The sequence below is a fragment of the Brevundimonas sp. 2YAF1 genome (assembly GCF_052114745.1).
Lineage (GTDB): Bacteria > Pseudomonadota > Alphaproteobacteria > Caulobacterales > Caulobacteraceae > Brevundimonas.
In genome coordinates this window covers 205,102-228,310 of the sequence record NZ_JBFRFI010000006.1, presented here as the reverse complement: position 1 = coordinate 228,310, position 23,209 = coordinate 205,102, and the positions used below count along the sequence as shown (strand labels likewise).

The window sequence follows — 23,209 nt, the reverse complement described above, 5'->3', positions numbered from 1 at the left end:
CATTTTCGGGGAGGCAGACACGTGACCAACACGGATTCCGCCTCCCCGGCCCCTGCTCCCGAAATCGAAACCGAAGATCACGTCGCCCTCGGCGAGGACTATGCCCTGACGGCGTCCTTCGTCGAAAAGGTCGTGGACGCCGCAGACGACGGCGACGGCCTGCGTCTGCGCGGCCTGCTGGAAGACCTGCACCCCGCCGACGTCGCCGACCTGATGGGCTTCCTGACGTCCGAGCATCGCGCCGTCGTGGTTCAGTGGCTGCCGCCCGAGCTTCTGGCGGACACCTTGCCCGAGCTGGACGACGGCATCCGCGAGGAAGTGCTGGAGCGGGTGCCTCACCTGACCCTGGCCGAGGCGCTGCAGGAGCTGGACTCCGACGACGCCGCCGCCGTGGTCGAGGACCTGGAGGACGATCAGCGCGAGAAGGTGCTCGCCGCCATGCCCGAGGGCGATCGCGCCGCGATCGAGAGCTCGCTGGGCTATGCCGAGGATTCCGCCGGCCGCCTGATGCAGCGCGAGGTCATGGCCGCGCCGCAGTTCTGGAACGTCGGCGACACCATCGACCACGTCCGCCGCCAGGGCGAGGACCTGCCCGAACTCTTCTTCGACATCTATGTCGTCGACCCGCAGAATCACCCGATCGGCGGCGTCCCCATCAGCCGCCTGCTGCGCGCGCCGCGCACCACGCTCCTGACCGAGCTGATGGAGCCGGTCAACGAGATCGCCGTCGACGTCGACCAGGAAGAAGTCGCCTACATCTTCGAGAAATATAACCTGATCTCGACCCCCGTGGTCGACGCCTCGGGGCGCCTGGTCGGCCAGCTGACGGTCGATGACATCGTTCACATCATTCAGGAAGAGAACCGCGAGGACATCCTGCGCCTGGCCGGCGTCTCGGACGAAGACCGGTCCTCGGGCGTGCTCGAGATCGTGCGCGGCCGCGTGCCGTGGCTGGGCATCAATCTGTTCACCGCCGTCCTCGGCGCCGGGGTCATCGCCTTCTTCGAGGGCACGATCCAGCAGATCGTCGCCCTGGCCGTGCTGATGCCCATCGTCTCGGCCATCGGCGGCAATGCGGGCACGCAGTCCCTGACCGTCACGGTCCGCGCCCTGGCGACGCGCGAACTGAATTCGTCCAACGCCGCGCGCACCTTCTGGCGCGAAATGACGGTAGGCCTGGCCAATGGTCTGGTGCTGTCGCCCCTGATCGGTCTGGCGGCGGGCTTCTGGTTCCATGACTGGCGCATCGGGGCAGTGATCGCCACCGCCATGGTGCTGAACCTGCTGGTCGCAGCCACTGTCGGCGTGCTGACGCCTCTGACCCTGTCCAAGCTCGAATTCGACCCGGCCGTCTCCTCGGCTGTCTTCGTGACAGCGACGACGGACTTCTTCGGCTTCCTGATCTTCCTCGGCCTGGCGACCATCGTCCTGCTCTGATCCGGGACCCGGGTTTTCGGAACACGGCTTGCTGCTTCGCCTTGCGGGCGAGCGCGCCCGTTTCGAAATGGGTCAGTCCGTGTCCGCAGCCCCCTCCCAGCGCATGAAGGTGTCCCGCGAGGGACTGCTTCTGATCAAGAGTTTCGAGGGCTTCCGCCCCCGGGCCGTGCGTCGTCGCGACGGCGCGCTGACTATCGGCTACGGCCACACCCGTTCGGCGCGCACCGGCGCGACGATCACTGAGGCCGAAGCCGAGCTTCTGCTGCAATACGACCTGATGCCGATCGTCGAGGCGATCAACACCCGCGTGGCGATTTCGCTGAACCAGCATCAGTTCGACGCCCTGACCAGCTTCATCCTCTCCATCGGCCTCAAGCGGTTCGAGGGCTCGGACGTGCTGGAACGGCTGAACGACGGCGCGACGGCCAAGGCGGCCGAGGCCCTCAGCGGCTGGCCCGACCGCACGCCCCCGCCTGTCGACGCCCTCTATCGCCGTCGCTCGGCCGAGCGCGCCCTGTTCGACACGGCGCCCGACCGCCCCGCCCCGCTCGACCTGCTGCTGACCGCCCCCGTTCAGGGTCCCGGCGCCACGGCCGACGCCGACGACAGCGCGCCCGCCACCATTCAGGTCCTGCGTCACGAACGTAGGCCCGCCCCCGTAGCCCACGCCGGCGAAACCGGCGCCGTCGCCTTCATCGGCGGCATCGGCCTGCTGGCCTTCGCGACGGGAATCGCCGCCTTCCGCGGACACCTGACGGCGTCCCAGACGGTCGACAGGTCCATGCTGATCGGCGGCGCGCTAATGCTGCTCGGCCTCATCTTCATCGGCGCGGCGGGCTGGACCCTGACCCGCAACCGGAACAATAAGAGCGTCGTCTGAGGCCGCTTTGCGAAGCGCGTGCGCGATGCTACGCCTTGCGGCATGAGCATTCCCTTCGCGCCCCAATCCATGGAATTCGGCCTCGGCGAGAACGCTGACGCCATTCGTGACGTCACCGCCCGCTGGGCCGCCGACCGACTGGCCCCGCTCGCCGCCGAAATCGACGAGAAGAACGCGTTCGCCCGCGACCTGTGGCCCGAGATGGGCGAACTGGGCCTGCACGGCATCACCGTCGAGGAAGAGTTCGGCGGCCTGGGCCTGGGCTACCTGGAACACGTCGTGGCGATGGAGGAAGTGTCGCGGGCCTCGGCCTCGATCGGCCTGAGCTACGGTGCCCACTCCAACCTCTGCGTCAATCAGATCCGCCGCTGGGGCACGCCAGAGCAGAAGCAGAAATACCTGCCCAAGCTGATCAGCGGCGAGCACGTCGGCTCGCTGGCCATGTCAGAGGCCGGATCGGGCTCGGACGTCATGTCGATGCGCACCCGCGCCGACAAGAAGGGCGACCGCTACGTCCTGAACGGCACCAAGTTCTGGATCACCAACGCGCCTTCGGCCGACACGCTGGTGGTTTACGCCAAGTCCGACCCCGAGGCCGGCTCCAAGGGCTGCACCGCCTTCATCGTCGAGCGCGGCATGAAGGGCTTCTCGGTCTCCAAGAAGCTGGACAAGATGGGCATGCGCGGCTCGGATACCGCCGAGCTGGTGTTCGAGGACTGCGAGATCCCGGAAGAGAACGTCATGGGCCCGATCGGCGGCGGCGCCGGCGTGCTGATGAGCGGCCTGGACTATGAGCGCGCCGTCCTGTCCGGCGGTCCGCTGGGCATCATGCAGGCGGCCCTGGACGTGGTCCTGCCCTACGTCCGCGAGCGCAAGCAGTTCGGCAAACCCATCGGCTCCTTCCAGCTGATGCAGGCCAAGGTCGCCGACATGTACGTCGCCCTGAACAGCGCCCGTGCCTATGTCTATGCCGTCGCCCGCGCCTGCGACCAGGGCAAGACCACCCGCTATGACGCGGCGGGCGCCATCCTGTTGGCCTCGGAAAATGCGGTGAAGGTGTCGCTGGAGGCCGTCCAGGCCCTGGGCGGCGCCGGCTATACCAGGGAATGGCCGGTCGAACGCCTGGTCCGCGACGCCAAGCTTTACGACATCGGCGCCGGCACCAACGAAATCCGCCGCTTCCTGATCGGCCGCGAGTTGCTGGGCTGACGGAACCGGGCGGCGGGCGGACGGTTGCCTTTCAGTCGAAAGGAGATCGCCATGCCCGCCAAGTCCGTTGCCCAACAGAGGGCCGCCGGCGCCGCCCTGTCGGCCAAGCGAGGCGAGACGCCGAAGTCAGAGCTCAAAGGCGCGTCAAAAGCGATGCTGGAGTCGATGAGCGAGCAGCAACTTGAAGAGTTGGCCCACACGAAGCGCAAGGGCAAACCCGGACACGTGACGAAACATTAAGCCGCACACGAGGCGTGGGGGATGGCGCGGCCGTGGCGCCGCCCCTACCTTGGCGGGCCTTCGCTCTTGAGTCCCGCCCAATGACGCTCGTCACCCAGCCGCCGCCGGACGAAAGCCGGACGTTTTCCGACGTCCTGGAGCGGCTGGGCTATGGCGACGCCCCGAAGTTGAGCCTGAGGGAAATGGTCGAGGCCTTCGGCGAGCGCGGCTTCGGCGCGATCATCCTGATGCTGTCGCTGATGGCGCTGTTTCCCTGGCCGCCGGGGGGCAAGGCTGTTTTCGCTGTCCCCATCGTCCTGATCGCCGCCGAAATGGCGTTGCATCGCGACGAGGTGTGGCTGCCGCGCTGGCTGCTGAACGCGTCTGTCGCCCGCGCTTCCTACCGCAGATTGCTGGCCGCTCACTTCGCGGCGCCCCGCTGGTTCCGCCGCTTGGCGCTTTTGGGAGAGTTCTCGATAGGCTTCGGCCGAACGGCCAGACGTTACAGATTTCCGCGGTGGGTTCGGCAAGCCGTCAGAAAACGCCCCGATAGCGCAACCACCATAGAGTTGCTGCGCCGCGCCGAACGCCTGACACGGCCCCGCTGGCCGATGCTGACGGGCGAGGCGGCCGATGTGGTCGTCGGCGGCATCTGCATCCTTCTGGCGCTGATGATGGCGCTGCCGGTGCCGTTCGGCGACGCCCTGCCCGGCCTGACCCTGGCGATATTCGGCCTCGGCATCATCCAGAGGGACGGGGTCTTCATCATCGCCGGATTGATCGGCACGGCGATCTGCGGCGTCTATCTGACCCTGGTCTGGGCGACCGTCGTGGCCGTCATCCACGGCATAGCCCATTGGTTCAGCGCCCTGCTCTGACGCTGCGCGAAGGATGGTCGCGGCCTCTGCCAATGCGCTCGAACAGCCCGAAGGGCGGTGGCACCAACAAAAAGCGCCGCCGGGTCTCCCCAGCGGCGCTTCATTGTCTGACCGTGAACGGCCGAACCGCTGCCTTCCCGAAGGATCAGGCCCGGGCCTCCCGAGAGGCCCGGATCGCGGCTGTCGCTCGCGATTGATGACAATGAGACACTGGCCACCTCCTTTCAGCTGCTGAACAGGAAGGTCAGGCTAGGACCGGTCGCGGGGCGACGTAAAGGCCGCTCCCGCCATCGTGATCAGGACGGCTGAGCGGGTCCCGCCAACCCCTGCATGATCATGCGGTTGATATCGATCAGGGTCTCGAAATCGCCCTCGCCGCGCATCACCGCCGAACTGTGGCGGCCAATGAACAGGTCCAGGGAGATGAACTGGGCCCGCATGGACGGAGCCATGGCGTTCGACGAATCGCTGCACGACGTGGACAGGGTCGACCAGAGCCTCCGGTTCCAGTCCAGAGCGTCGATCCGGGTCGCAATGTCCGACTTGTCGACGGTGGCGGCGTGCATCAGCGCGCGCGTCACCTGGCCGAACAGCCGGTATTCCATTTCGCGCGGAGATTCAGCCCGCGTCGCCGCCGTCTTGTACGCCTGGAGCGACATTACCCAGCCTTTGTTCTTCGTATTCGACGATCTTACGGGCGCCCATCAGGGCCTTGTAGTATTGCCGCGCCAGGACGTGCTTGGAGCAGGAAACGCACTCGGTCAGGATAGCCGGGTTGCGGATCGCCCCCATGAACTCGGTCAGGCGCAAGGCGAACTCGTCATAGAAATTCGGCGCCGACGCCTCGTCCAGATACATCATCATGACCTGGAAATAGATGCGCCGCGCGGGCGTGTTCACGTCCTCGGGCTGCATGATGTCCTTCTCGCGAAGAACGCTGGCCTTGTTCTGCAGGACCAGCACGCCACGTCGATCGCCGTTCTGAACGACCGCGCCGTTCAGAACGAATTTCTCGCCGGGTTTGAGCGATAATTTCAGCGGCAAAGGGTCTCTCCGTAGCGCGTCCAACCTGGACGGTCAGCGACTGACGGACCCTAAACGGACGTGGTTAACCATCCCTTCACCGGTGGATCACGGCCATTGCGCGGAGATGACGCACGGAACGCCCGCCGACCTGCGCCGTTACTCCTTGCGAACAAGGAGACGCGGCGGTGGCCCATCCAGACACGGATTTTGAAGCCCAGGATCAGGCGGAAATATACGACGAGACCCACCTCGACGACGAAGGCGAGGGCGATGTCTCGCTCGATGAGGCCGACGACGTTCTGGACGTGACCCAGGCGGAAGGCGACGCCGACGAGGAGCCTTTTGACGAGAACGATCAGGCCCTGGACAGCGAGCTGGCCATGGACGGCGTCGAGGCCGAGGCCGACGCCCTGCTCGGGGTCGATTCAACACGGATCAGCGAAGTCGACGCCGACGGGGAGATCGGCTCCGCCCCCGACGAGGTGGAGTTGGTTTACGCCGGACTGATGCGCAACCAGCGCGGAGCTCAGGCCAGCGCGGCCCACTGGGAGGCCAAACGCCTCTCGGACGACGACATCGAGGACTTGGGCTACGGCCCCGACAGCGAGGAGAAGCCATGACGGAGCGTCATCCTACCAAGGCCCATGAAGACGCCGACCCCAACACCCCGCCGTCCAAACACGCGGAACGGGAAGTGGGCAAGCCGGACCAGTTGAAAGACAAGACGAAGGGGGCCGAAAGCCGTCAGGAGGCCCTGATCGACGAAGCCGTCGAGGAGACCTTCCCGGCCAGCGACCCGGTGTCGGCCAAGCGCATCACCTGACCTGTTCAGGCGTGTCCTGATAAGCTACCTGCTCCCTTCCCCCCGATTGGAGCAGGGTTCGCATGAGCCGGTTCGAAGGCACGTCCGACTATATCGCCACCGAGGATCTGAAGGTCGCGGTGAACGCCGCCGTGGCGCTGGAGCGCCCGCTGCTGATCAAGGGCGAACCCGGCACGGGCAAGACGGTGCTGGCCTATGAACTGGCCCGCGCGCTGAACGCCCCGCTCATCACCTGGCACGTCAAGTCCACGACCAAGGCCCATAGCGGCCTTTATGAATACGACGCCGTCAGCCGCCTGCGCGACAGCCAACTGGGCGACGAGCGGGTGCATGACGTCCGCAACTACCTGAAGAAGGGCAAGCTGTGGGAGGCCTTCACCGCCCCCGTTCGCCCCGTCCTGCTGATCGACGAGATCGACAAGGCCGATATCGAGTTTCCAAACGACCTGCTGCAGGAACTCGACCGCATGGAATTCTATGTCCAGGAAACGGACGAGACGATCCGCGCCGAGGTTCGCCCCGTGGTCGTCATCACCTCGAACAACGAGAAGGAACTGCCGGACGCCTTCCTGCGCCGTTGCTTCTTCCACTACATCCGCTTCCCCGACGCCGGGACCATGCAGGACATCGTCGAGGTCCACTTCCCCGGCATCAAGCCGCGGCTGGTCGCCGAGGCGCTGAAGACCTTCTACGAAATCCGCGATACGCCGGGGCTGAAGAAGAAACCTTCGACGTCGGAATTGCTCGATTGGCTGAAGCTCCTCCTGGTCGACGACGTCAGCCCGGACACCCTGCGTGAAAAGGCGCCCGGCAAGCTGATCCCGCCCCTGCACGGCGCCCTGCTGAAGAACGAACAGGACGTGCATCTGTTCGAGCGGCTCGCCTTCCTGAACCGCCGCGAAGGCATCCGCCCCGGGTCCTGAAGACGCGCCGCGCTCCCGCCGCCTTCGATTACCGCGATTTCACTGGATAAGGCGCGCCTTGCGCGCACAATCGGACCCGAACTGGAGCCGACCATGCATCAGATTCTCTGGCCCATTTGCGCCCTCGCGCTGATGACCGCCGCCTGCGACAACGGGGGGAGCGTGCGGATCACCACGACCTCGTCCGGCAATGAGCCGCGCGGCGTGCTGAAGGTCGTGGATACGCTCCAATGTCCCCAGAACCAGGGCGTGCTGACGCGCAAGGGATCGGCCCGGGCCGATGGGGCCACCTGCATCTACAGCGGCCCGCGCGGCGCCGAGGTCACCCTGCATCTAGTGCCGCTGAACGGGGCCTCGGTCCATGACACGCTGAAGGCGTTCGAGAACCGTCTGGCTGCCGCCCTGCCTGAAGCCATGGCCGAGGTCAGAGGCTCGGAAGACAGCGCGCGCGCCGATGCGGCCGACGCCGACGCCGACGCCGCCAAGGCCGAGGGCGACGCTCAGCGCCCCGAAGTCGCGGCCGCACAGGCAGAAGCGATGGCGGACGCCGCGGGCGATTCCGCCCACGTCAGCGCGCCCGGCCTGCGGGTGGACGCCCAGGGCGACAAGGCTTCGGTGCGCCTGCCCGGCATGCGGATCGACGCCGATGGCGACCGCGCCAATATCAAGATCGGCGGCATCACCATCCGCGCCGACGACCGGAACAGCCAGGTGAACCTCGCCTCCGACAAGGCGACGGTCTCCATCGACGCCCGTAATGGCGGGGCCCGAATTCGCACCAGCGCGCCGGGCGAGGCCGTCCGCGCCACCTTCCGGATGACCGCCGACCAGTCCTCCACGACCGGCTGGCGCATCGTGGGCTATGAAGCGCGCGGCCCGTCGGGCGGGCCGATCATCGTGGCCACCGTGCGCGGCAAGGATCGTAACGAAAACCGGGTGTTCGACGCCGCCAGGGCTCTGGTGACGCTGAACGTCGGGGATTAACCCCCACGAATCGCAACGCTTGCCCTTGATCGGGCGTTCGGGATGCGTCACCTCACCTGCCCCATGCGCAGGATTCCGAACTTGCCCGAAGACTACGAAGACCTGGTGCCCAAGCCCAAGCCGAAGACGCCCAAGCCCCCGCGTGCCTGGCAGAGGATGCTGTCGGGCCGTCGCCTGGACCTGCTCGATCCGTCGCCGTTCGACATCGAGATCGAGGACATCGCCCACGGCCTGGCCCGCGTCGCCCGCTGGAACGGCCAGACCATCGGCGAGCACGCCTTCTCGGTCGCCCAGCACTCGCTGGTGGTCGAGGAGATCGCCGCCCATATCCGCCCCGGGCTGGAGCCGAAATGGCGCCTGGCCGCCCTGCTGCACGACGCCTCGGAATACGTCATCGGCGACATGATCTCGCCGTTCAAATCCGCCCTGGGCGCCGGCTACAAGGATTTCGAGGCCCGGCTGGAAGCCGCCATCCACGTCCGCTTCCAACTGCCGCCCAAGACGCCGCAGACGATCAAGACCCTGATCAAGAAGGCCGACCGCGCCTGCGCCTTCTACGAGGCGACGCAGCTGGCCGGGTTCAACAAGCGCGAGTCGCTGCAGATCTTCGGCACGCCGCCCGCCGGTTACGACCTGATTATCGACCCCCTGCCCGCCTCGGTGGCGCAGCAACGCTATCTGGACCGCTACCGCGTTCTGGCCGAAGCTGTCGGCATCCTGCCCGGCGCCGACGCCTGGCACACGGAATAGGGACTGCATGACGCAAGGGGGGGCGATCCAGGGCAACGAACAGGGCGTGCGGATCGGCCTGTCGGCCGTGGTCATCGCCCTGCGCGCCGGTCAGGCCGTGGTCCTGACCACCCACGCCGCCGACGGCGCCCCGGCTCTTCCCTTTGGCCCCTTCGACCCGGCGCGCGACCGCACGTTTGAGCTCGCCCTACGCGCCTTCGTCACCGAGCAGACGGGCTTTCCCCTCGGCTTTGTCGAACAGCTCTACACCTTCGGCGACGCGGGCCGCGCCTCGCCCCGCGCCACCCCCGGCCCCGAGCGCGCGCGCGAGGTCTCGGTCGGCTACCTGGCCCTGACCGCCGACGCCCCCGAAGCCCCCGGGCTGGACGCCGCCTGGACCCCCGTCTTCGACATCTTTCCCTGGGAGGACTGGCGCGACGGCCAACCCCCCGTGATGAAGACGCTGGAGCCCGCCCTGCGCGCCTGGGCCGACGGCGACGCCCGTCGCCTGGGTCGCGCCGAGACCCTGTTCGCCCTGACGCCCGAGCGCCGCTGGAACGAGGAACGGGTGCTGGAACGCTATGAGTTGCTCTACGAGGCCGGCCTCGTCGCCGAGTCCGCTCGCGACCATGACCGCCCGGCGCCGCCAGCCATGTCCGACCTGCCGATGGCCTCCGACCACCGCCGCATCGTCGCCACCGCCCTGGGGCGCCTGCGCTCGAAGTTGAAGTACCGCCCGGTCCTGTTCGACCTGACACCCGACACCTTCACCCTGTCCGCCTTGCAGGCCGCCGCCGAGGCCGTGGCGGGCCTCTCCCTGCACAAGCAGAACTTCCGTCGCGGCGTCGAACGCGCCGGTCTGGTCCAGGCCACGGGCGTGTTTTCCAGCGACACCGGCGGCCGTCCCGCCGAGCTGTTCCGCTTCGCCGGAGCCGATCCCCTGGGCGGCCCCGCACCCGGCCTGACCCTGCCCGGACAGCGCTGAAACTTTTATCGATTTTCTCGTCTCGAATCGCTTGCGGCCAGCGCCGCCTTTGACTAGAGAAGCCCCTCGCTCGACCAAGCGAATATCGGCCCCGCGGAGAGGTGGCAGAGTGGTCGAATGTACCGCACTCGAAATGCGGCGTAGGTGGAAGCCTACCGTGGGTTCGAATCCCACCCTCTCCGCCACCGGCCTTTGGCCATTTCAACGCATCGATAGCGACTAGGACAGGCCTTCGGGCCAGCGACCGCTGGGCGCGATGTCAGCCCGCCGATCATGATCATGAACGGCCAGGTCGCTCAGAATATCGATCGGTCAGAACGACAAATCAGTCACTTGCGCCGCGGCCATAAAGGGCTTGTTGCGTAATCGATAATTGTGCCCACTGGCCGTCGAGCGTTCGCTGCTGCGCGCGATGATGGTGAGCACGGATTGATGGTCGCGCCCTTTCCTACGGATCAGGTCTTCATCGGCGGCGAGTGGCGCGCGGCGACGGAGGAACGAACACTCCCCATAGAGAACCCCTCGACGGGCGAAACCCTGGGTGCGCTGGCGGCAGGCGGGGCCGAGGACATCGACGCGGCGGTTCAAGCTGCGCGCGCGGCGCTGGACGGTCCGTGGGGCCGGATGACGGCGGCTGAACGCGGGCGGGTGCTGGCGCGCATGGGCCGCGAGGTCGAGGCGCGCATCGACATGCTGGCGCAGTTGGAGGCGCTGGACGTCGGCAAGCCGCTGAAACAGGCGCGCGCCGATGTGGTCGCCCTGGCGCGGTATCTGGAGTTCTACGGCGGCGCGGCGGACAAGCTGCACGGCGAGACCATCCCCTTCCTCGACGGCTATACGGTCTACACCCTGCGCGAGCCGCACGGGGTGACGGGCCACATCATCCCCTGGAACTATCCGATGCAGATCATCGGCCGGTCCGTGGTCGCGGCCCTGGCGGTCGGCAATGCGGCGGTGTTGAAGCCCGCCGAGCAGGCCTCGCTGACGGCGCTCGCCTTTGCTCATATCGCCGAGGACTGCGGCCTGCCCGCAGGCGCCCTGAACGTCGTCACCGGCACGGGCGCCGAGGCGGGCGCGGCCTTGGCGACGCATCCGGGGGTCAATCATCTGTCCTTCACCGGCTCGACCGGCGTGGGCGTGGCCATCCAGCAGGCGGCGGCGGTCAACGCCGTGCCGGTGACGCTGGAGCTGGGCGGCAAGTCGCCTCAGCTGGTGTTCGACGACGCCGATCTGGACAAGGCCCTGCCCTTCCTCGTCAACGCCGGGGTCCAGAACGCGGGCCAGACCTGTTCGGCCGGCTCGCGCGTGCTGGTTCAGCGCGGCGTCTATGACGAGGTGGTCGCGCGGATGTCGGAACGCTATCGCGCGCTCAAGGTCGGCGCCGCCATCGACGACCTCGACGTCGGGCCGCTGATCTCAGCCAAGCAGAAGGCCATGGTCGACCGCTATCTGGACCTTGGCGCCCAAGCCGGCCTGATCGTGGCTCAGGGCGAGATCGCCGCCGACGCCCCCGCGGGCGGCCACTATGTGCGCCCCACCCTGTTCGCGGGCGTGGCCCCGGATCATGCCCTGGCGCAGGAAGAGATCTTTGGTCCCGCCGTCGTCGTCATCCCCTTCGACACCGAGGAGGATGCGGTCGCCATCGCCAACGGCACCGAATACGGCCTGGTCGCCGGGGTCTGGACCGCCGACGGCGGGCGGCAGATGCGGCTGGCGAAACGGCTGCGGGCCGGACAGGTCTTCATCAACAACTACGGCGCGGCGGGCGGGGTCGAACTGCCCTTCGGCGGCGTCGGCAAGTCGGGCCACGGTCGCGAAAAGGGGTTCGAGGCGCTCTACGCCTTCACCACCCTCAAGACCGTCGCGGCCCATCACGGCTAGGGAGTAGGCGTCTTGGGGGAGAACAGAACGAAGCGGCTGGAGGGCAAGCGAGCGATCGTCACGGGCGGAGCCTCCGGCTTCGGCGCCGGGATCGCACGCCGCTTCGCCGAGGAAGGCGCCCGCGTCATCGTCGCGGACCTGAACGCCGACGCGGCCCGCGTCCTAGCGGCTGAACTGGGCGACGCCGATCTTGGCGTGAAGGTCGATGTGGCCAACCCCGCCGACGTGGCCGCCCTGGCCGAGGCGGCGAACCGCCTGCTGGGCGGGGTCGACATCATCGTCAACAACGCCGGGGTCGGCCACACGCCCCAGCCGCTGGACGAACTGTCCGATGAGATGTTCGACCGCATTTTCAACGTCAACGCCCGCTCCATCTACCTGATGTCCAAGGCCTTCGTGCCGGAGATGAAGGCGCAAGGGTCCGGCGCCATCCTCAACATCGCCTCGACCGGCGGGGTCAGCCCCCGCCCGAACCTGACCTGGTACAACGCCTCGAAGGGCTGGGTCATCACGGCGACGCGGGCCATGGCGGTCGAACTGGCCCCCTTCCAGATCAGGGTGAACGCCCTCAACCCGGTGGCGGGCGAGACGCCGCTGCTGAAGACCTTCATGGGCGAGGACACGCCCGAGGTGCGCGCCAAATTCCTCGCCTCCATCCCGCTGGGCCGCTTCTCGACGCCCGAGGACATGGGCGCCGCCGCCGCCTTCCTCTGTTCAGACGACGCCTCGATGATCACCGGCGTGGCGATGGAGGTGGACGGTGGCCGCTGCATCTGACCGCCCCTTCAAGCTGCTGGTCCTGCCCGGCGACGGCATCGGGCCTGAGATCATCCGCGAGACCCTGCGCGTCGCCGACTGGTTCGGCCGCAACGCCGGCCTGCGATTTGAATTGAGCGAGGGATTGGCCGGGGGGGCCAGCATCGACGCCGTGGGCGCGCCTATCGCTGAGGACGTGGTGGATCAGGCCCGGGCCTCCGACGCCGTCCTGTTCGGCGCGGTCGGCGGACCCAAGTGGGACCATCTGCCCCGCGCCCAGCGGCCCGAGATGGGCATTCTGCGGCTGCGTCAGGCGCTGGACCTCTACGCCAACCTGCGGCCCGCCGTCTGTTTCGACGAACTACTGGACGCCTCGGCGCTGAAGCCCGACTTGATCCGGGGCCTCGACATCCTGATCGTGCGCGAGGCCACCGCAGGCGTCTATTTCAGCCTACCCCGCGCCAATGAGGTCGGTCCCGACGGCCAGCGTCGCGCCTATGACACCCAGGCCTATACCGAGGCCGAGATCGCCCGCGTCTGCCGCGTCGCCTTCGAGATCGCGCGCGGCCGCCAAGGCCGCGTCTGCTCGGTGGACAAGGCCAACGTCATGGAGACGGGCGCCCTGTGGCGGACGGTGGCCAGCGAGGTCGCGGCCGACTACCCCGACGTGGAGTTGAGCCACATGTACGCCGACAACTGCGCCATGCAGTTGGTCCGGCGGCCCGACCAGTTCGACGTCATCGTCACCGACAACCTATTCGGCGACATCCTGTCCGACGCCGCGGCGGCCCTGACCGGGTCGCTGGGCCTGCTGCCCTCGGCCTCCCTGTCCGGCCTTGGGCAGGGCGGGCGCAGCCGGGGCCTGTATGAGCCGATCCACGGCTCGGCGCCGGACATCGCGGGCCAGGGCGTCGCCAACCCCATCGCGACCATCCTGTCCTTCGCCCTATGCCTGCGCTGGTCGTTCGACCGCGCCGATCTGGCCGATGCGCTGGAGCGCGCCGTCCGGCAGGTCGTGTCCAGCGGCGTGCGCACCCCTGACATTGCGGCGCAAGGCGTCGCCCCCGTTTCCACCCTTCAGATGACCGACGCGGTGCTGGCCGCGTTGGACGCAGAGTTCGCGTGAGGTTCGACCGATGAGCGCCCCCACAATGCAGACCGTCATGGACCTGATCGACGGGCGCACCGACGAACTGGTCGCCCTGACCCAGGACCTGATCCGCTTTCCCACCGTCAATCCGCCCGGCGAGGCCTATCGCCCTTGCGCCGAATACATCGGCGAGCGGCTGAAGAAGCGCGGCTTCGTCGTCGAATACGTGCGTGGCGAAGGCTCGCCGGGCGACAGCGACGCCTATCCCCGCACCAATATCATCGCCCGCTGGACGGGGGCCGAGCCCGGCCCCTGCGTCCACTTCAACAGCCATATCGACGTGGTCGAGGTCGGCGCCGGCTGGACCGTCGATCCCTTCGCAGGCGTAGTGAAGGACGGCCGCGTCTATGGCCGGGGCGCCTGCGACATGAAGGGGGGCCTGGCCGCCTCCATCATCGCGGTCGAGGCCCTGATCGATTCCGGCCTGCCCCTGCCCGGCGCGCTGGAGATTTCCGGCACGGTGGACGAGGAATCCGGCGGTTACGGCGGCGTCGCCTATCTGGCCGAGCGCGGCTGGTTCTCCACCCCCCGCGTCGATCACGTCATCATCCCTGAGCCGCTGAACGTGGACCGGGTCTGCATCGGCCACCGCGGCGTCTGGTGGGCCGAGATCGAGACCAAGGGCCGCATCGCCCACGGCTCCATGCCCTTCCTCGGCGATTCCGCCATCCGTCACATGAATGCGGTGATGCAGGCCTTCGAGGACAAGCTCTATCCGGCCATGGCGGGCCGTCATTCGGACATGCCGGTCGTGCCCGAGGGCGCGCGCCAGTCGACCATGAACATCAACTCCGTCCACGGCGGCCAGGCCGAGGGCTTCGACGGCCTGCCCGCGCCTTGCGTCGCGGATTCCAGCCGCATGATCATCGACCGCCGCTTCCTGATCGAGGAGACGCTGGACGACGTGAAGGGCGAGGTGAAATCCATCCTCGACGGGCTGGCGGCCCAGCGCCACGGCTTCCGCTACGAAATGCGCGACCTGTTCGAAGTGGCGCCCAGCATGGCCGACCGCGACGGGCCGGTGGCCAGCACCACCGCCGCCGCCATCGAGACCGTTCTGGGGCGCAAGGCCCAGTTCGTCTGCTCGCCCGGCACCTATGACCAGAAGCACATCGACCGCATCGGCAAGCTGAAGGACTGCATCGCCTATGGCCCCGGCGTGCTCGACCTGGCGCACCAGCCCGACGAATGGGTGGGGATCGAGGACATGACCAACTCGGCCAAGGTCATGGCCCGCGCGGCCTATGGCCTGCTGACCCGCAAGCGAGGATGACGCAGATGGCGCGCGGCGATGCAGATGACGGCGACAACATCATCGGCCCGCGCCTGCGGGCGCTGCGGGACCGACTGGGCCTATCGCAACGCGCCCTGGCGCGAAAGGCGGGCGTGCCGTCCAGCACGGTCAGCCTGGTCGAAAGCGGCCGGACCAGCCCCTCGGTCGGCTCGCTGAAACGCCTGCTGGACGCGGCGGGCGTCTCGCTGGGCGAGTTCTTCAGCTCCGAGTTCGAAAGTCCGACCAAGCACTTCTATCGCCACGATGAACTGACCGAAATCTCGCGCGGCGAGGTCTCGTATCGCCAGCTTGGCTCGGGCCAGGACAGCAGTCTGCAGATCCTCCACGAAACCTATCAGCCCGGCTCCGACAGCGGGCGGGTCATGCTGTCCCACGAGGGCGAGGAAGGCGGCCTGATCATTTCCGGCCGCCTGGAAGTCACCGTCGACGGCCAGTCGCGCGTGCTGAAGGCGGGCGACGGCTACCTGTTCGCCAGCACCCTGCCGCACCGATTCCGCAACATCGGCGATGTCCCCTGCGTCGTCATCAGCGCCTGCACGCCGCCGACCTTCTGACGCTGCGTTGCGATTGATCGGAATACTGAGCGAGAAAAATATAATTCCTCGACTTGTCAGTGAATTGGTCTGTTGAAGAAACAGTCTTGCCGACCGCCCCATTTCGCCAGCTACTTCATGCATGACACTTGGATGACACCGGGAGGATGGTCGAGACGCTGCAAAGCTTGCTGCATTGCACAACGTCCTGGACCTGAGGAGTATGCAGGGGTGGCGGGCCCTTCGTCCCGCTCACGGCCGTAACGAGATCGCTCAGAACGATCCGTGCGGTTTCATTGGGAGGGATGAGGCGATGAATCGTCTGTTGGTCAGCGTATCCGCCGGGGCGCTCGCGGCCCTGTGCTCCACCACCGCCATGGCGCAGCAGGCGCCGCCCGAGCGGGCCACGACGGTCGACGAAGTCATCGTCACCGCCCAGCGCCGCGAACAGGCGGCCCAGGACGTGGGCATCGCCCTCAGCGTGCTCAGCGGCGAGAGCCTGATCCGGCAGGGCGTCACCAACGTCAATCAGCTTCAGAACGCCACGCCCAACCTCGAGGTCGAACCCGCCTTCGGCGGCGGTGCGGCCCAGTTCCGCATGCGCGGCGTGGGGTTTCAGGACTACGCCTCGAACAACTCGCCCACCGTGGGCGTCTATGTGAACGAGGTGGCCTATCCGGTCCCGGTCATGACCCAGGGACTGATCTTCGACATCGACCGGGTCGAGGTGCTGCGCGGCCCCCAAGGCACCCTCTATGGCCGCAACACCACCGGCGGGGCCATCAGCTTCGTCACCAAGCGCCCGACCGAGGAACTGGCCGCCGGTCTGATCTCCGAATGGGGCAGCCAGGAGCAGTTTCGCGCCGAGGGCTTTGTCTCCGGCCCGCTGGCATCGACCCTGCGCGGCCGTCTGGCCGTCTCGACCGAACAGGGCGGGGCCTGGCAGCATAACCGCGTCACCGGCGAGAGCATCGGCGACGCCGACCGCACCGGCGCCCGCGCCCTGCTGGCCTGGGATCCGAACGAGACCCTGTCCCTGCTGCTCGACGTCCACGGCGGCGTCGACAAGTCCGAGAACCAGGCCCTCTATCTGTTCAGCGACCTGAGGACGCGCGGCGGAACGGGCGTCCTGATTCCCGCCGACAAGGATCACTCCCATACCGGCTGGGGCCTGTCGCCGCGCTTCGCCGCCTCGATCGGGCGCGACGTGAAGGCCAAGCCGGGTCGGGACAACTCCTCCTGGGGCACGTCGCTGAACGCCAATCTGGCGCTCAAGGATATGAACCTGACCAGCATCACCAGCTATGAAACGCTGAAACGCAGCGAATACGGCGACTGGGATGCGTCATCCTCAGTCGAGGCCGACACCTTCTTCGGCAGCGACGTGGACGTGATCTCGCAGGAAATCCGCCTGGCTTCGGACAATGACAGCCCCCTGACCTGGGTCGCCGGCCTCTATTATTCGAAGCAGGACCTGCACGAGCGCTACTTCTCGGACTTCATCGACATCTACGGCACCTACGGTCAGGTGACCTATGATCAGAAGGTCGAGTCAATCAGCGCCTTCGGTCAGGCGGAGTACGCCTTCAGCCAGCGCATAAAGCTGATCGGCGGCCTGCGCTACGAGGAGGAAACGCGCGATCTGGACGGCTTCGGCACGGCCTTCGGCGGCGCCACCGCCCTGCCGCCGACCACGGTCTCGACCAAGATGACGCCCCTGACCGGCAAGGCGGCGCTGGAGTTCAAGCCGATCGACAACCTCCTGCTGTACGGCTCCGCCAGCCGCGGGGCCAAATCGGGCGGTTTCACCACCTACAACACGGGCAACTCCAGCTCGATCCAGCCCTTCAACCCGGAAATCCTCTGGGCCTACGAAGTTGGCTTCAAGGCCGATCCGTCGCGGGCGGTCCAGATCAACGGCGCGGCCTACTACTACGACTACACCGACCAGCAGGTGCTGTCGGCGGTCTGGGGCCAGAACGGACCGGTCGGCCGCTTCACCAACGTCCCGTCCTCGCACATCTGGGGCGCCGAACTGGAAGCAGTGGTGAAGCCGGTCCAGGGCCTGCGGATCAGCCAGTCGCTCAGCTACAAGAGGGGCGAATACGACCAGTATGAAGCGCTGGACGTCCCGGCCTCGCGCGCGGCGAACATGGCCATCTACGTCGACAAGGCCGGCGATCCGATCCTGTTCCCGAAATGGAGCTACGCCGGGTCGGCCAGTTACGACTGGACTGTCAGCGGCTTCGCCGTCACGGCCGAGGCCAACTACAGCTATCGCGACGACTATCCCTCGTGGCTGGGCGCCAAATACGACGTCGAGGCCTACTGGCTGGCCAACGCCAGCGTGACCGTCGGCCCCGAGGCCGCCAACTGGTCCGTCACCTTCTGGGCGCGCAACCTGTTCGATCAGGAATACGACCTGACGCGCAACTTCTTCACCAGCGCCGACATCGCCCAGCCGGGTCGGCCGCGCACCATCGGCGCGCGCCTCAGCCTGCAGTACTGAGGAAGGCCCGGGCCGGAAGGCGGCGCGTCCGCCTTCCGCGCCCGCCCCTTGATCGGGGCGCCCACGATCCTGATCGTCGACCGCCCAACAGACGAAAAATCAGTCGCTTAGGGCGTACGAATAACAGACTTCCCTTCCCCCGCCATTCATCCGCTACTGGGCGTTCTGAAAGGATGCATGCATGACCGCTCGGGCCGCCAACGACCTCGATCCCTTCTGGATGCCGTTCACCGCGAACCGCAGTTTCAAGGCGCATCCGCGGCTGCTGGCCTCGGCCAAGGACATGCACTACTTCACGCCCGAGGGGCGTCCGATCCTCGACGGCACGGCCGGCCTGTGGTGCGTCAACGCCGGCCACGCCCGCCGGCCCATCGTCGAGGCCATCCAGCGCCAGGCCGAGGTTCTGGACTACGCCCCGACCTTCCAACTGGGGCATCCGCTGGCGTTCGAGCTGGCCGCGCGACTGGCGATGCTGTTCCCCGCCGATATCGACCATGTCTTCTTCGCCGGCTCGGGCTCCGAGGGCGTCGACACCGCCCTGAAGATCGCCCTCGCCTATCAGCAGGCGCGCGGCCATCCCGAACGCACCCGCCTGGTCGGGCGGCAAAAGGGCTATCACGGCGTCGGCTTCGGCGGCATTTCCGTGGGCGGGCTCGAGAACAACCGGCGCGGCTTCCCCACCCTGCCCGGCGTCGATCACCTGTCGCACACGCTGAACCTCGAAGAAGCCGCCTTCTCGCGCGGTCAGCCGACCTGGGGCGCACATCTGGCCGACGAACTGGAATCCCTGATCTGGTCACACGGCGCCGAGACCATCGCCGCCGTCATCGTCGAGCCTCTGTCGGGGTCGGCGGGCGTGATCGTGCCGCCTGTCGGCTATCTGGAGCGGCTGCGCGAGATCGCCACCCGCCACGGCATCCTGCTGATCTTCGACGAAGTCATCACCGGCTTCGGCCGCGTCGGCGGGGCCACGGCGTCCGAGACCCTGGGCGTCATCCCCGACATCCTGGTCTGCGCCAAGGGCCTGACCAACGGCGCGGTGCCGATGGGCGCGGTCGGGGTGCGCGGCGAAATCTATGAGGCCGTGGTCAATCAGGCGACTGCGCCGGGGATCGAGTTCTTCCACGGCTACACCTATTCCGGCCACCCGCTGGCCGCCGCCGCCGGTCTGGCGACGCTCGACGTCTACGAGGACGAAGGCCTGTTCCAGCGCGCCACAGACATGGCGCCCTATTGGGAAGAGGCGGTGCACGGCCTGAAGGGCCTGCCCCACGTCATCGACATTCGCAATCTGGGCATGGTCGCCGCCATCGAGCTGGCCCCGCGCCCCGACGCGCCCGGCGCCCGCGCCACCGAGGTCTTCCACCGGGCCTTTGACGAAGGGGCGCTGATCCGCGTCACCGGCGACGTCATCGCCCTGTCGCCGCCGCTGATCATCAGCCGCGAACAGATCGACGAACTGATCGGACGGCTGGCCGACATTCTGCGAAACACGCCCTGACGCCGCGCGCGTTTTGGGCGATGCTGAATCTTCAAACGGGAGGCAGGACTGCGTGAAGCGGAGTGTGGGGCGTAAGACATGGCTGGGTCGCACCCTGCTGGCGGCTGCGCTGCTGGTCGGCCTGACGGTCTTCGCGCCCGCGCAGAACGCCACTGCGGCGCCCGTCCGCGACCGTCTAGTGCTGGGCCTGCCCCTGGAGCCGCCGAACCTCGACCCGACCTCGGGCGCGGCGGCGGCGGTGGACGAGGTCGTCTATGGCAACGTCTTCGAGGGCCTGACCAGGCTGACCCAGAACGGCGCCGTGGCCCCGGCCCTGGCGGAATCGTGGGAAGCCGCGCCCGACGGCCTCAGCTGGACCTTCCACCTGCGGCGCGGCGTGACCTTCCAGGACGGTTCGCCGTTCGACGCCTCGACCGCCAAGTTCTCACTGGACCGGATCACGGCCGAGGGGTCGACCAACGCCCAGAAGGCCCTGTTCGCGCCGATCCAGAGCGTCGAGGTCGTCGATCCGGCGACCCTGCGCATCCACCTGTCCCGGCCGATGGCGACCCTGCCCTATGTCCTGGCCTGGGGCGACGCGGTCATGGTCTCGCCGAAGAGCGCGGCGACCAACGCGGTCGCCCCCATCGGCACCGGCCCCTTCCGCTTTGACAGCTGGCAGCGCGGCAGCCAGCTGACCCTGAACCGCTGGCCCGGCTACTGGGGCGCCGCCCCGCGCCTGAACACTGTCGTTTTCCGCTTCATCAGCGACCCGACCGCCGCCTTCGCCGCCGTCAGCGCCGGCGATGTCGACGCCTTTCCCAACTATCCCGCGCCGGAAAACGTGGCTCAGTTCCAGCGCGACCCGCGCTTCCGCGTCGTCGTCGGCGCGTCCGAGGGCAAGGTCATTCTGGGGATCAACAACACCAAGGCACCGTTCAACGACGTGCGGGTGCGCCGCGCCCTGTCCTACGCCATCGACCGAGACGCTCTGATCCAGGGGGCCATGTTCGGCTTCGGCCAGCCCATCGGCAGCCACTATTCGCGGCAGGCGCCGGGCTATGTCGACCTGACCGGCGCCTATCCGCACAATGTCGCCAAGGCGCGGCAATTGCTGGACGAGGCGGGCTATCCCGACGGCATCGACGTGACGCTGCGCCTGCCGCCCCGCCCCTATGCCCGACGCAGCGGCGAGGTCCTGGCCTCGCAACTGGCCCAGGCCGGCATCCGCGTGAAGATCGAGAATCTGGAATGGGCCCAGTGGCTGGATCAGGTGTTCAAGCGCCGCCAGTTCGACCTGACCATCGTCGAGCATGTCGAGCCGATGGATTACGACATCTATGGCCGCAAGGACTATTACTTCGGCTACGACAGCCCGGCCTTCGACGCCCTGCTGGCTCAGGTTCAGGCGGCCCCGGACGAACCGACGCGGCTGCGCCTGCTGGGCGATCTGCAACGCCGCATCACCGAGGATGCGGTCAACGGCTTCCTGTTCCAGTCCTCGCGCATCGGCGTGTGGAAGGCGGACCTGAACGGCCTGTGGATCAACGCCCCCATCGCCGCCAATGTCGTGTCGGGCGCCTACTTCACCGGCGCGGGCGCAGCCGGTGCAACGACCGCCGAGCGAACTGGCGGCGGCCTGCCCTGGGGCTGGATGTCCGTAATCGCGGGCGCGGCGCTGCTGGCCTTCGTCGGCTGGCGTTTCGGGATCAGTTGGCTGTCGCGCAAGCTAGGCGGCCACGCCCTGACGCTGCTGGCCGCCACGGTCGTCATCTTCCTGCTGCTGCAGGTCGTGCCCGGCGACCCCGCCAGCTACATGATGGGGCTGAACGCCAGCCCTGAGTCCATCGCCGCCCTGCGTCAGCAGATGGGGTTGGAGGGCTCCGGCGTCGAACGCTACCTCGCCTGGCTCGGCGATCTTCTGACCGGCCAGTTCGGGACCAGCTACACCTATCAGGTGCCGGTCGGCGGCCTGATCGCCGAGCGGTTGGCGGTCTCCGCGCCGCTGGCCTTGATGGCGACGATCCTGTCGCTGGCCGTCGCCCTGCCCGTCGGCGTCATGGCCGCCAGCCGACGCGGCACGGCGGTCGACACCGGCCTGATCGGCGTGACCCAGGTGGGCGTCGCCCTGCCCAATTTCTGGATCGCCATGCTGCTGATCCTGCTGTTCTCGGTGAACCTCGGCTGGTTCTCAGCCGGCGGCTTCCCGGGCTGGGGTCAAGGCTTCTGGCCCGCCTTCAAGGCCCTGATCCTGCCCGCTGTAGCCCTGGCCGCACCGCAGGCCGCCATTCTGGCCCGCGTCCTGCGCACCGCCCTGCTCGACACGATGAACGAGGACTATGTCCGCACCGCCCGCGCCAAGGGTCTGTCGGTCAATCAGGCCCTGTGGCGACACGCCCTGAGGAACGCCTGGATTCCCGTCCTGACCATTCTGGGGCTGCAGTTTCCCTTCCTGCTGGCGGGCGGCATCATCATCGAGAACGTCTTCTCCCTGCCCGGTCTAGGTCGACTGGTCTTCCAGGCCATCACCCAGCGCGACCTGATCGTGGTGCAGGGCGTGGTGGTGGTGCTGGTCTTCGCCGTGGTTCTGGTCAGCTTCCTGATCGACCTGGCCTATCTGTTCGCCGATCCGCGCCTGAGGGGACGCCGCGCATGACCGACGCCCCCGTTCCTCTCGCCTTGGCCGCCAAGCCGCTTTCCCGCTGGCCGCTGTCGCTGGTCGTCGGCGGTGCCCTGACCGCCGTGGTGGTGCTGACCGCCCTGATCGCCTTCGTCTGGACCCCCTATGACGTCGAAGCGGTGAACATCGCCGCCAAGCTGACCGCCCCCTCGACGGCCCACCCGTTCGGCACCGATCATTTCGGCCGCGACGTCCTGTCGATGATCATGGTCGGGGCGCAGAACTCGTTGGCCGTGGCTCTGATCGCCGTCGGCATCGGCGCGGGGGTCGGCGTGCCGCTGGGCCTGACCGCGGCGGCGCGTGGCGGCTGGGTCGATGAGCTGGTGATGCGCGGCAACGACCTGATCTTCGCCTTCCCCGCCCTGCTGCTGGCGGTGATGATCACCGCCGTCTTCGGCCCCGGCGCGATCAACGCCATCATCGCCATCGGCCTGTTCAACATCCCCGTCTTCACCCGCGTCGCGCGCGGCGCGGCCATGGGCCTGTGGACGCGCGAATACGTCCTGGCGGCGCGCACGGCGGGCAAGTCCAAGGCCCTGATCTCCATCCAGCACATCCTGCCCAATCTGATGAGCCTGCTGGTCGTGCAGGCGGCGATCCAGTTCGCCGTCGGCATCGTCGCCGAGGCCGGGCTCTCCTACGTCGGTCTCGGCGCCCAGCCGCCCATGCCGAGTTGGGGCCGGATGCTGGCCGAGGCCCAGACCATGATCGGCTTCGCCCCCTGGCTGGCCGTCATGCCCGGCGTGGCCATCTTCGTGACCGTGCTCGGCCTCAGCCTGACCGGCGACGGCCTGCGCGACCTGTTCGACCCGCGCGTGCGGCGGGAGCGTTGA

22 protein-coding genes and 1 tRNA gene are annotated in these 23,209 nt (G+C 67.7%); 21 read left to right on the top strand and 2 right to left on the bottom strand.

Features of this window, described 5'->3' with window-relative positions; all coding sequences use genetic code 11:
• The first annotated feature begins 21 nt into the window (after nt 1–21).
• The 5 genes from mgtE to AB4Y68_RS10445 all read left to right on the top strand — a co-directional run bounded on the left by mgtE (nt 22) and on the right by AB4Y68_RS10445 (nt 4,623).
• Nucleotides 22–1,437: a magnesium transporter gene (gene mgtE / locus AB4Y68_RS10465; protein WP_441455562.1), complete on the top strand. Its 1,416-nt coding sequence runs from the start codon at nt 22–24 to the stop codon at nt 1,435–1,437.
• A gap of 28 nt (nt 1,438–1,465) precedes the next feature.
• Entirely contained in the window at nt 1,466–2,317 is an 852-nt protein-coding gene (locus AB4Y68_RS10460; RefSeq protein ID WP_441455561.1) for a lysozyme, read from the top strand.
• 42 nt (nt 2,318–2,359) lie between these two features.
• Nucleotides 2,360–3,526 carry an isovaleryl-CoA dehydrogenase gene (locus tag AB4Y68_RS10455; protein WP_441455559.1) on the top strand — a complete coding sequence of 389 codons (1,167 nt, stop codon included), beginning with the start codon at nt 2,360–2,362 and terminating at the stop codon, nt 3,524–3,526.
• A gap of 51 nt (nt 3,527–3,577) precedes the next feature.
• The gene (locus tag AB4Y68_RS10450; protein WP_441455558.1) at nt 3,578–3,766 is read left to right on the top strand and encodes a DUF3008 family protein; all 189 of its coding nucleotides are present in this window, start codon (nt 3,578–3,580) and stop codon (nt 3,764–3,766) included.
• Between the two features lie 80 nt (nt 3,767–3,846).
• A complete protein-coding gene (locus AB4Y68_RS10445) occupies nt 3,847–4,623 on the top strand; it encodes an exopolysaccharide biosynthesis protein (protein WP_441455557.1) in 777 nt (258 codons plus the stop codon).
• 296 nt (nt 4,624–4,919) lie between these two features.
• Here the strand turns inward: AB4Y68_RS10445 and flaF are convergent, their stop codons facing one another.
• Together flaF and flbT are read right to left on the bottom strand one after the other, a co-directional pair.
• Nucleotides 4,920–5,282, bottom strand: a complete 363-nt coding sequence (flaF, locus tag AB4Y68_RS10440) for a flagellar biosynthesis regulator FlaF (RefSeq protein ID WP_441455556.1) — start codon at nt 5,280–5,282, stop codon at nt 4,920–4,922.
• Nucleotides 5,242–5,667, bottom strand: a complete 426-nt coding sequence (gene flbT, locus AB4Y68_RS10435) for a flagellar biosynthesis repressor FlbT (RefSeq protein ID WP_441455555.1) — start codon at nt 5,665–5,667, stop codon at nt 5,242–5,244. Before flbT ends, flaF begins: the two co-directional genes overlap by 41 nt.
• Before the next feature lie 167 nt (nt 5,668–5,834).
• On the opposite strand from flbT, the gene AB4Y68_RS10430 reads away from it, so the two are divergent.
• The 16 genes from AB4Y68_RS10430 (at nt 5,835) to AB4Y68_RS10355 (ending at nt 23,209) form a co-directional block, all read left to right on the top strand.
• Nucleotides 5,835–6,269: a hypothetical protein gene (locus tag AB4Y68_RS10430; protein WP_441455554.1), complete on the top strand. Its 435-nt coding sequence runs from the start codon at nt 5,835–5,837 to the stop codon at nt 6,267–6,269.
• Nucleotides 6,266–6,472 (top strand): hypothetical protein, encoded by a 207-nt coding sequence (locus AB4Y68_RS10425; RefSeq protein WP_441455552.1) that lies wholly within the window; start codon nt 6,266–6,268, stop codon nt 6,470–6,472. The genes AB4Y68_RS10430 and AB4Y68_RS10425 overlap by 4 nt, the downstream gene beginning before the upstream one ends.
• A 62-nt stretch (nt 6,473–6,534) precedes the next feature.
• Nucleotides 6,535–7,395, top strand: coding sequence for an AAA family ATPase (locus tag AB4Y68_RS10420; RefSeq protein ID WP_441455551.1), 861 nt, complete (start codon nt 6,535–6,537; stop codon nt 7,393–7,395).
• 93 nt (nt 7,396–7,488) lie between these two features.
• A complete protein-coding gene (locus AB4Y68_RS10415) occupies nt 7,489–8,379 on the top strand; it encodes a methyltransferase type 11 (RefSeq protein WP_441455550.1) in 891 nt (296 codons plus the stop codon).
• Nucleotides 8,380–8,535: 156 nt separating this feature from the next.
• Nucleotides 8,536–9,129, top strand: coding sequence for a YfbR-like 5'-deoxynucleotidase (locus tag AB4Y68_RS10410; protein WP_441455625.1), 594 nt, complete (start codon nt 8,536–8,538; stop codon nt 9,127–9,129).
• A gap of 7 nt (nt 9,130–9,136) precedes the next feature.
• Nucleotides 9,137–10,093 (top strand): NUDIX hydrolase, encoded by a 957-nt coding sequence (locus AB4Y68_RS10405; RefSeq protein ID WP_441455548.1) that lies wholly within the window; start codon nt 9,137–9,139, stop codon nt 10,091–10,093.
• 95 nt (nt 10,094–10,188) lie between these two features.
• Nucleotides 10,189–10,278, top strand: a tRNA-Ser gene (locus tag AB4Y68_RS10400).
• Between the two features lie 247 nt (nt 10,279–10,525).
• Nucleotides 10,526–11,974 (top strand): aldehyde dehydrogenase family protein, encoded by a 1,449-nt coding sequence (locus tag AB4Y68_RS10395; protein ID WP_441455547.1) that lies wholly within the window; start codon nt 10,526–10,528, stop codon nt 11,972–11,974.
• Between the two features lie 12 nt (nt 11,975–11,986).
• The gene (locus AB4Y68_RS10390) at nt 11,987–12,751 is read left to right on the top strand and encodes a glucose 1-dehydrogenase (protein ID WP_441455545.1); all 765 of its coding nucleotides are present in this window, start codon (nt 11,987–11,989) and stop codon (nt 12,749–12,751) included.
• Nucleotides 12,735–13,856: a 3-isopropylmalate dehydrogenase gene (leuB, locus tag AB4Y68_RS10385; RefSeq protein ID WP_441455543.1), complete on the top strand. Its 1,122-nt coding sequence runs from the start codon at nt 12,735–12,737 to the stop codon at nt 13,854–13,856. Before AB4Y68_RS10390 ends, leuB begins: the two co-directional genes overlap by 17 nt.
• Before the next feature lie 10 nt (nt 13,857–13,866).
• A complete protein-coding gene (locus tag AB4Y68_RS10380) occupies nt 13,867–15,153 on the top strand; it encodes an acetylornithine deacetylase/succinyl-diaminopimelate desuccinylase family protein (protein ID WP_441455542.1) in 1,287 nt (428 codons plus the stop codon).
• 5 nt (nt 15,154–15,158) lie between these two features.
• Nucleotides 15,159–15,728 (top strand): cupin domain-containing protein, encoded by a 570-nt coding sequence (locus AB4Y68_RS10375; protein WP_441455540.1) that lies wholly within the window; start codon nt 15,159–15,161, stop codon nt 15,726–15,728.
• Nucleotides 15,729–16,020: 292 nt separating this feature from the next.
• Nucleotides 16,021–18,216, top strand: coding sequence for a TonB-dependent receptor (locus AB4Y68_RS10370; RefSeq protein ID WP_441455539.1), 2,196 nt, complete (start codon nt 16,021–16,023; stop codon nt 18,214–18,216).
• A 181-nt stretch (nt 18,217–18,397) separates the two neighbouring features.
• On the top strand, nt 18,398–19,717 hold the full coding sequence (locus AB4Y68_RS10365) for an aspartate aminotransferase family protein (RefSeq protein WP_441455537.1): 1,320 nt from the start codon (nt 18,398–18,400) through the stop codon (nt 19,715–19,717).
• Between the two features lie 64 nt (nt 19,718–19,781).
• Complete coding sequence (locus AB4Y68_RS10360) at nt 19,782–22,352, top strand: ABC transporter substrate-binding protein (protein ID WP_441455535.1); 2,571 nt, start codon at nt 19,782–19,784, stop codon at nt 22,350–22,352.
• Nucleotides 22,349–23,209 carry an ABC transporter permease gene (locus AB4Y68_RS10355; RefSeq protein ID WP_441455533.1) on the top strand — a complete coding sequence of 287 codons (861 nt, stop codon included), beginning with the start codon at nt 22,349–22,351 and terminating at the stop codon, nt 23,207–23,209. Before AB4Y68_RS10360 ends, AB4Y68_RS10355 begins: the two co-directional genes overlap by 4 nt.

Excerpts from the sequence above, each read along its gene's own strand:
- AB4Y68_RS10455 (WP_441455559.1), top strand. The coding sequence starts at position 2,360 with ATGAGCATTCCCTTCGCGCCCCAATCCATGGAATTCGGCCTCGGCGAG.
- AB4Y68_RS10450 (WP_441455558.1), top strand. The coding sequence starts at position 3,578 with ATGCCCGCCAAGTCCGTTGCCCAACAGAGGGCCGCCGGCGCCGCCCTG.
- AB4Y68_RS10445 (WP_441455557.1), top strand. The coding sequence starts at position 3,847 with ATGACGCTCGTCACCCAGCCGCCGCCGGACGAAAGCCGGACGTTTTCC.
- flaF (WP_441455556.1), bottom strand. The coding sequence starts at position 5,282 with ATGTCGCTCCAGGCGTACAAGACGGCGGCGACGCGGGCTGAATCTCCG.
- AB4Y68_RS10425 (WP_441455552.1), top strand. The coding sequence starts at position 6,266 with ATGACGGAGCGTCATCCTACCAAGGCCCATGAAGACGCCGACCCCAAC.
- AB4Y68_RS10420 (WP_441455551.1), top strand. The coding sequence starts at position 6,535 with ATGAGCCGGTTCGAAGGCACGTCCGACTATATCGCCACCGAGGATCTG.
- AB4Y68_RS10415 (WP_441455550.1), top strand. The coding sequence starts at position 7,489 with ATGCATCAGATTCTCTGGCCCATTTGCGCCCTCGCGCTGATGACCGCC.
- AB4Y68_RS10410 (WP_441455625.1), top strand. The coding sequence starts at position 8,536 with ATGCTGTCGGGCCGTCGCCTGGACCTGCTCGATCCGTCGCCGTTCGAC.
- AB4Y68_RS10405 (WP_441455548.1), top strand. The coding sequence starts at position 9,137 with ATGACGCAAGGGGGGGCGATCCAGGGCAACGAACAGGGCGTGCGGATC.
- AB4Y68_RS10395 (WP_441455547.1), top strand. The coding sequence starts at position 10,526 with ATGGTCGCGCCCTTTCCTACGGATCAGGTCTTCATCGGCGGCGAGTGG.
- AB4Y68_RS10380 (WP_441455542.1), top strand. The coding sequence starts at position 13,867 with ATGAGCGCCCCCACAATGCAGACCGTCATGGACCTGATCGACGGGCGC.
- AB4Y68_RS10375 (WP_441455540.1), top strand. The coding sequence starts at position 15,159 with ATGGCGCGCGGCGATGCAGATGACGGCGACAACATCATCGGCCCGCGC.
- AB4Y68_RS10370 (WP_441455539.1), top strand. The coding sequence starts at position 16,021 with ATGAATCGTCTGTTGGTCAGCGTATCCGCCGGGGCGCTCGCGGCCCTG.
- AB4Y68_RS10365 (WP_441455537.1), top strand. The coding sequence starts at position 18,398 with ATGACCGCTCGGGCCGCCAACGACCTCGATCCCTTCTGGATGCCGTTC.
- AB4Y68_RS10355 (WP_441455533.1), top strand. The coding sequence starts at position 22,349 with ATGACCGACGCCCCCGTTCCTCTCGCCTTGGCCGCCAAGCCGCTTTCC.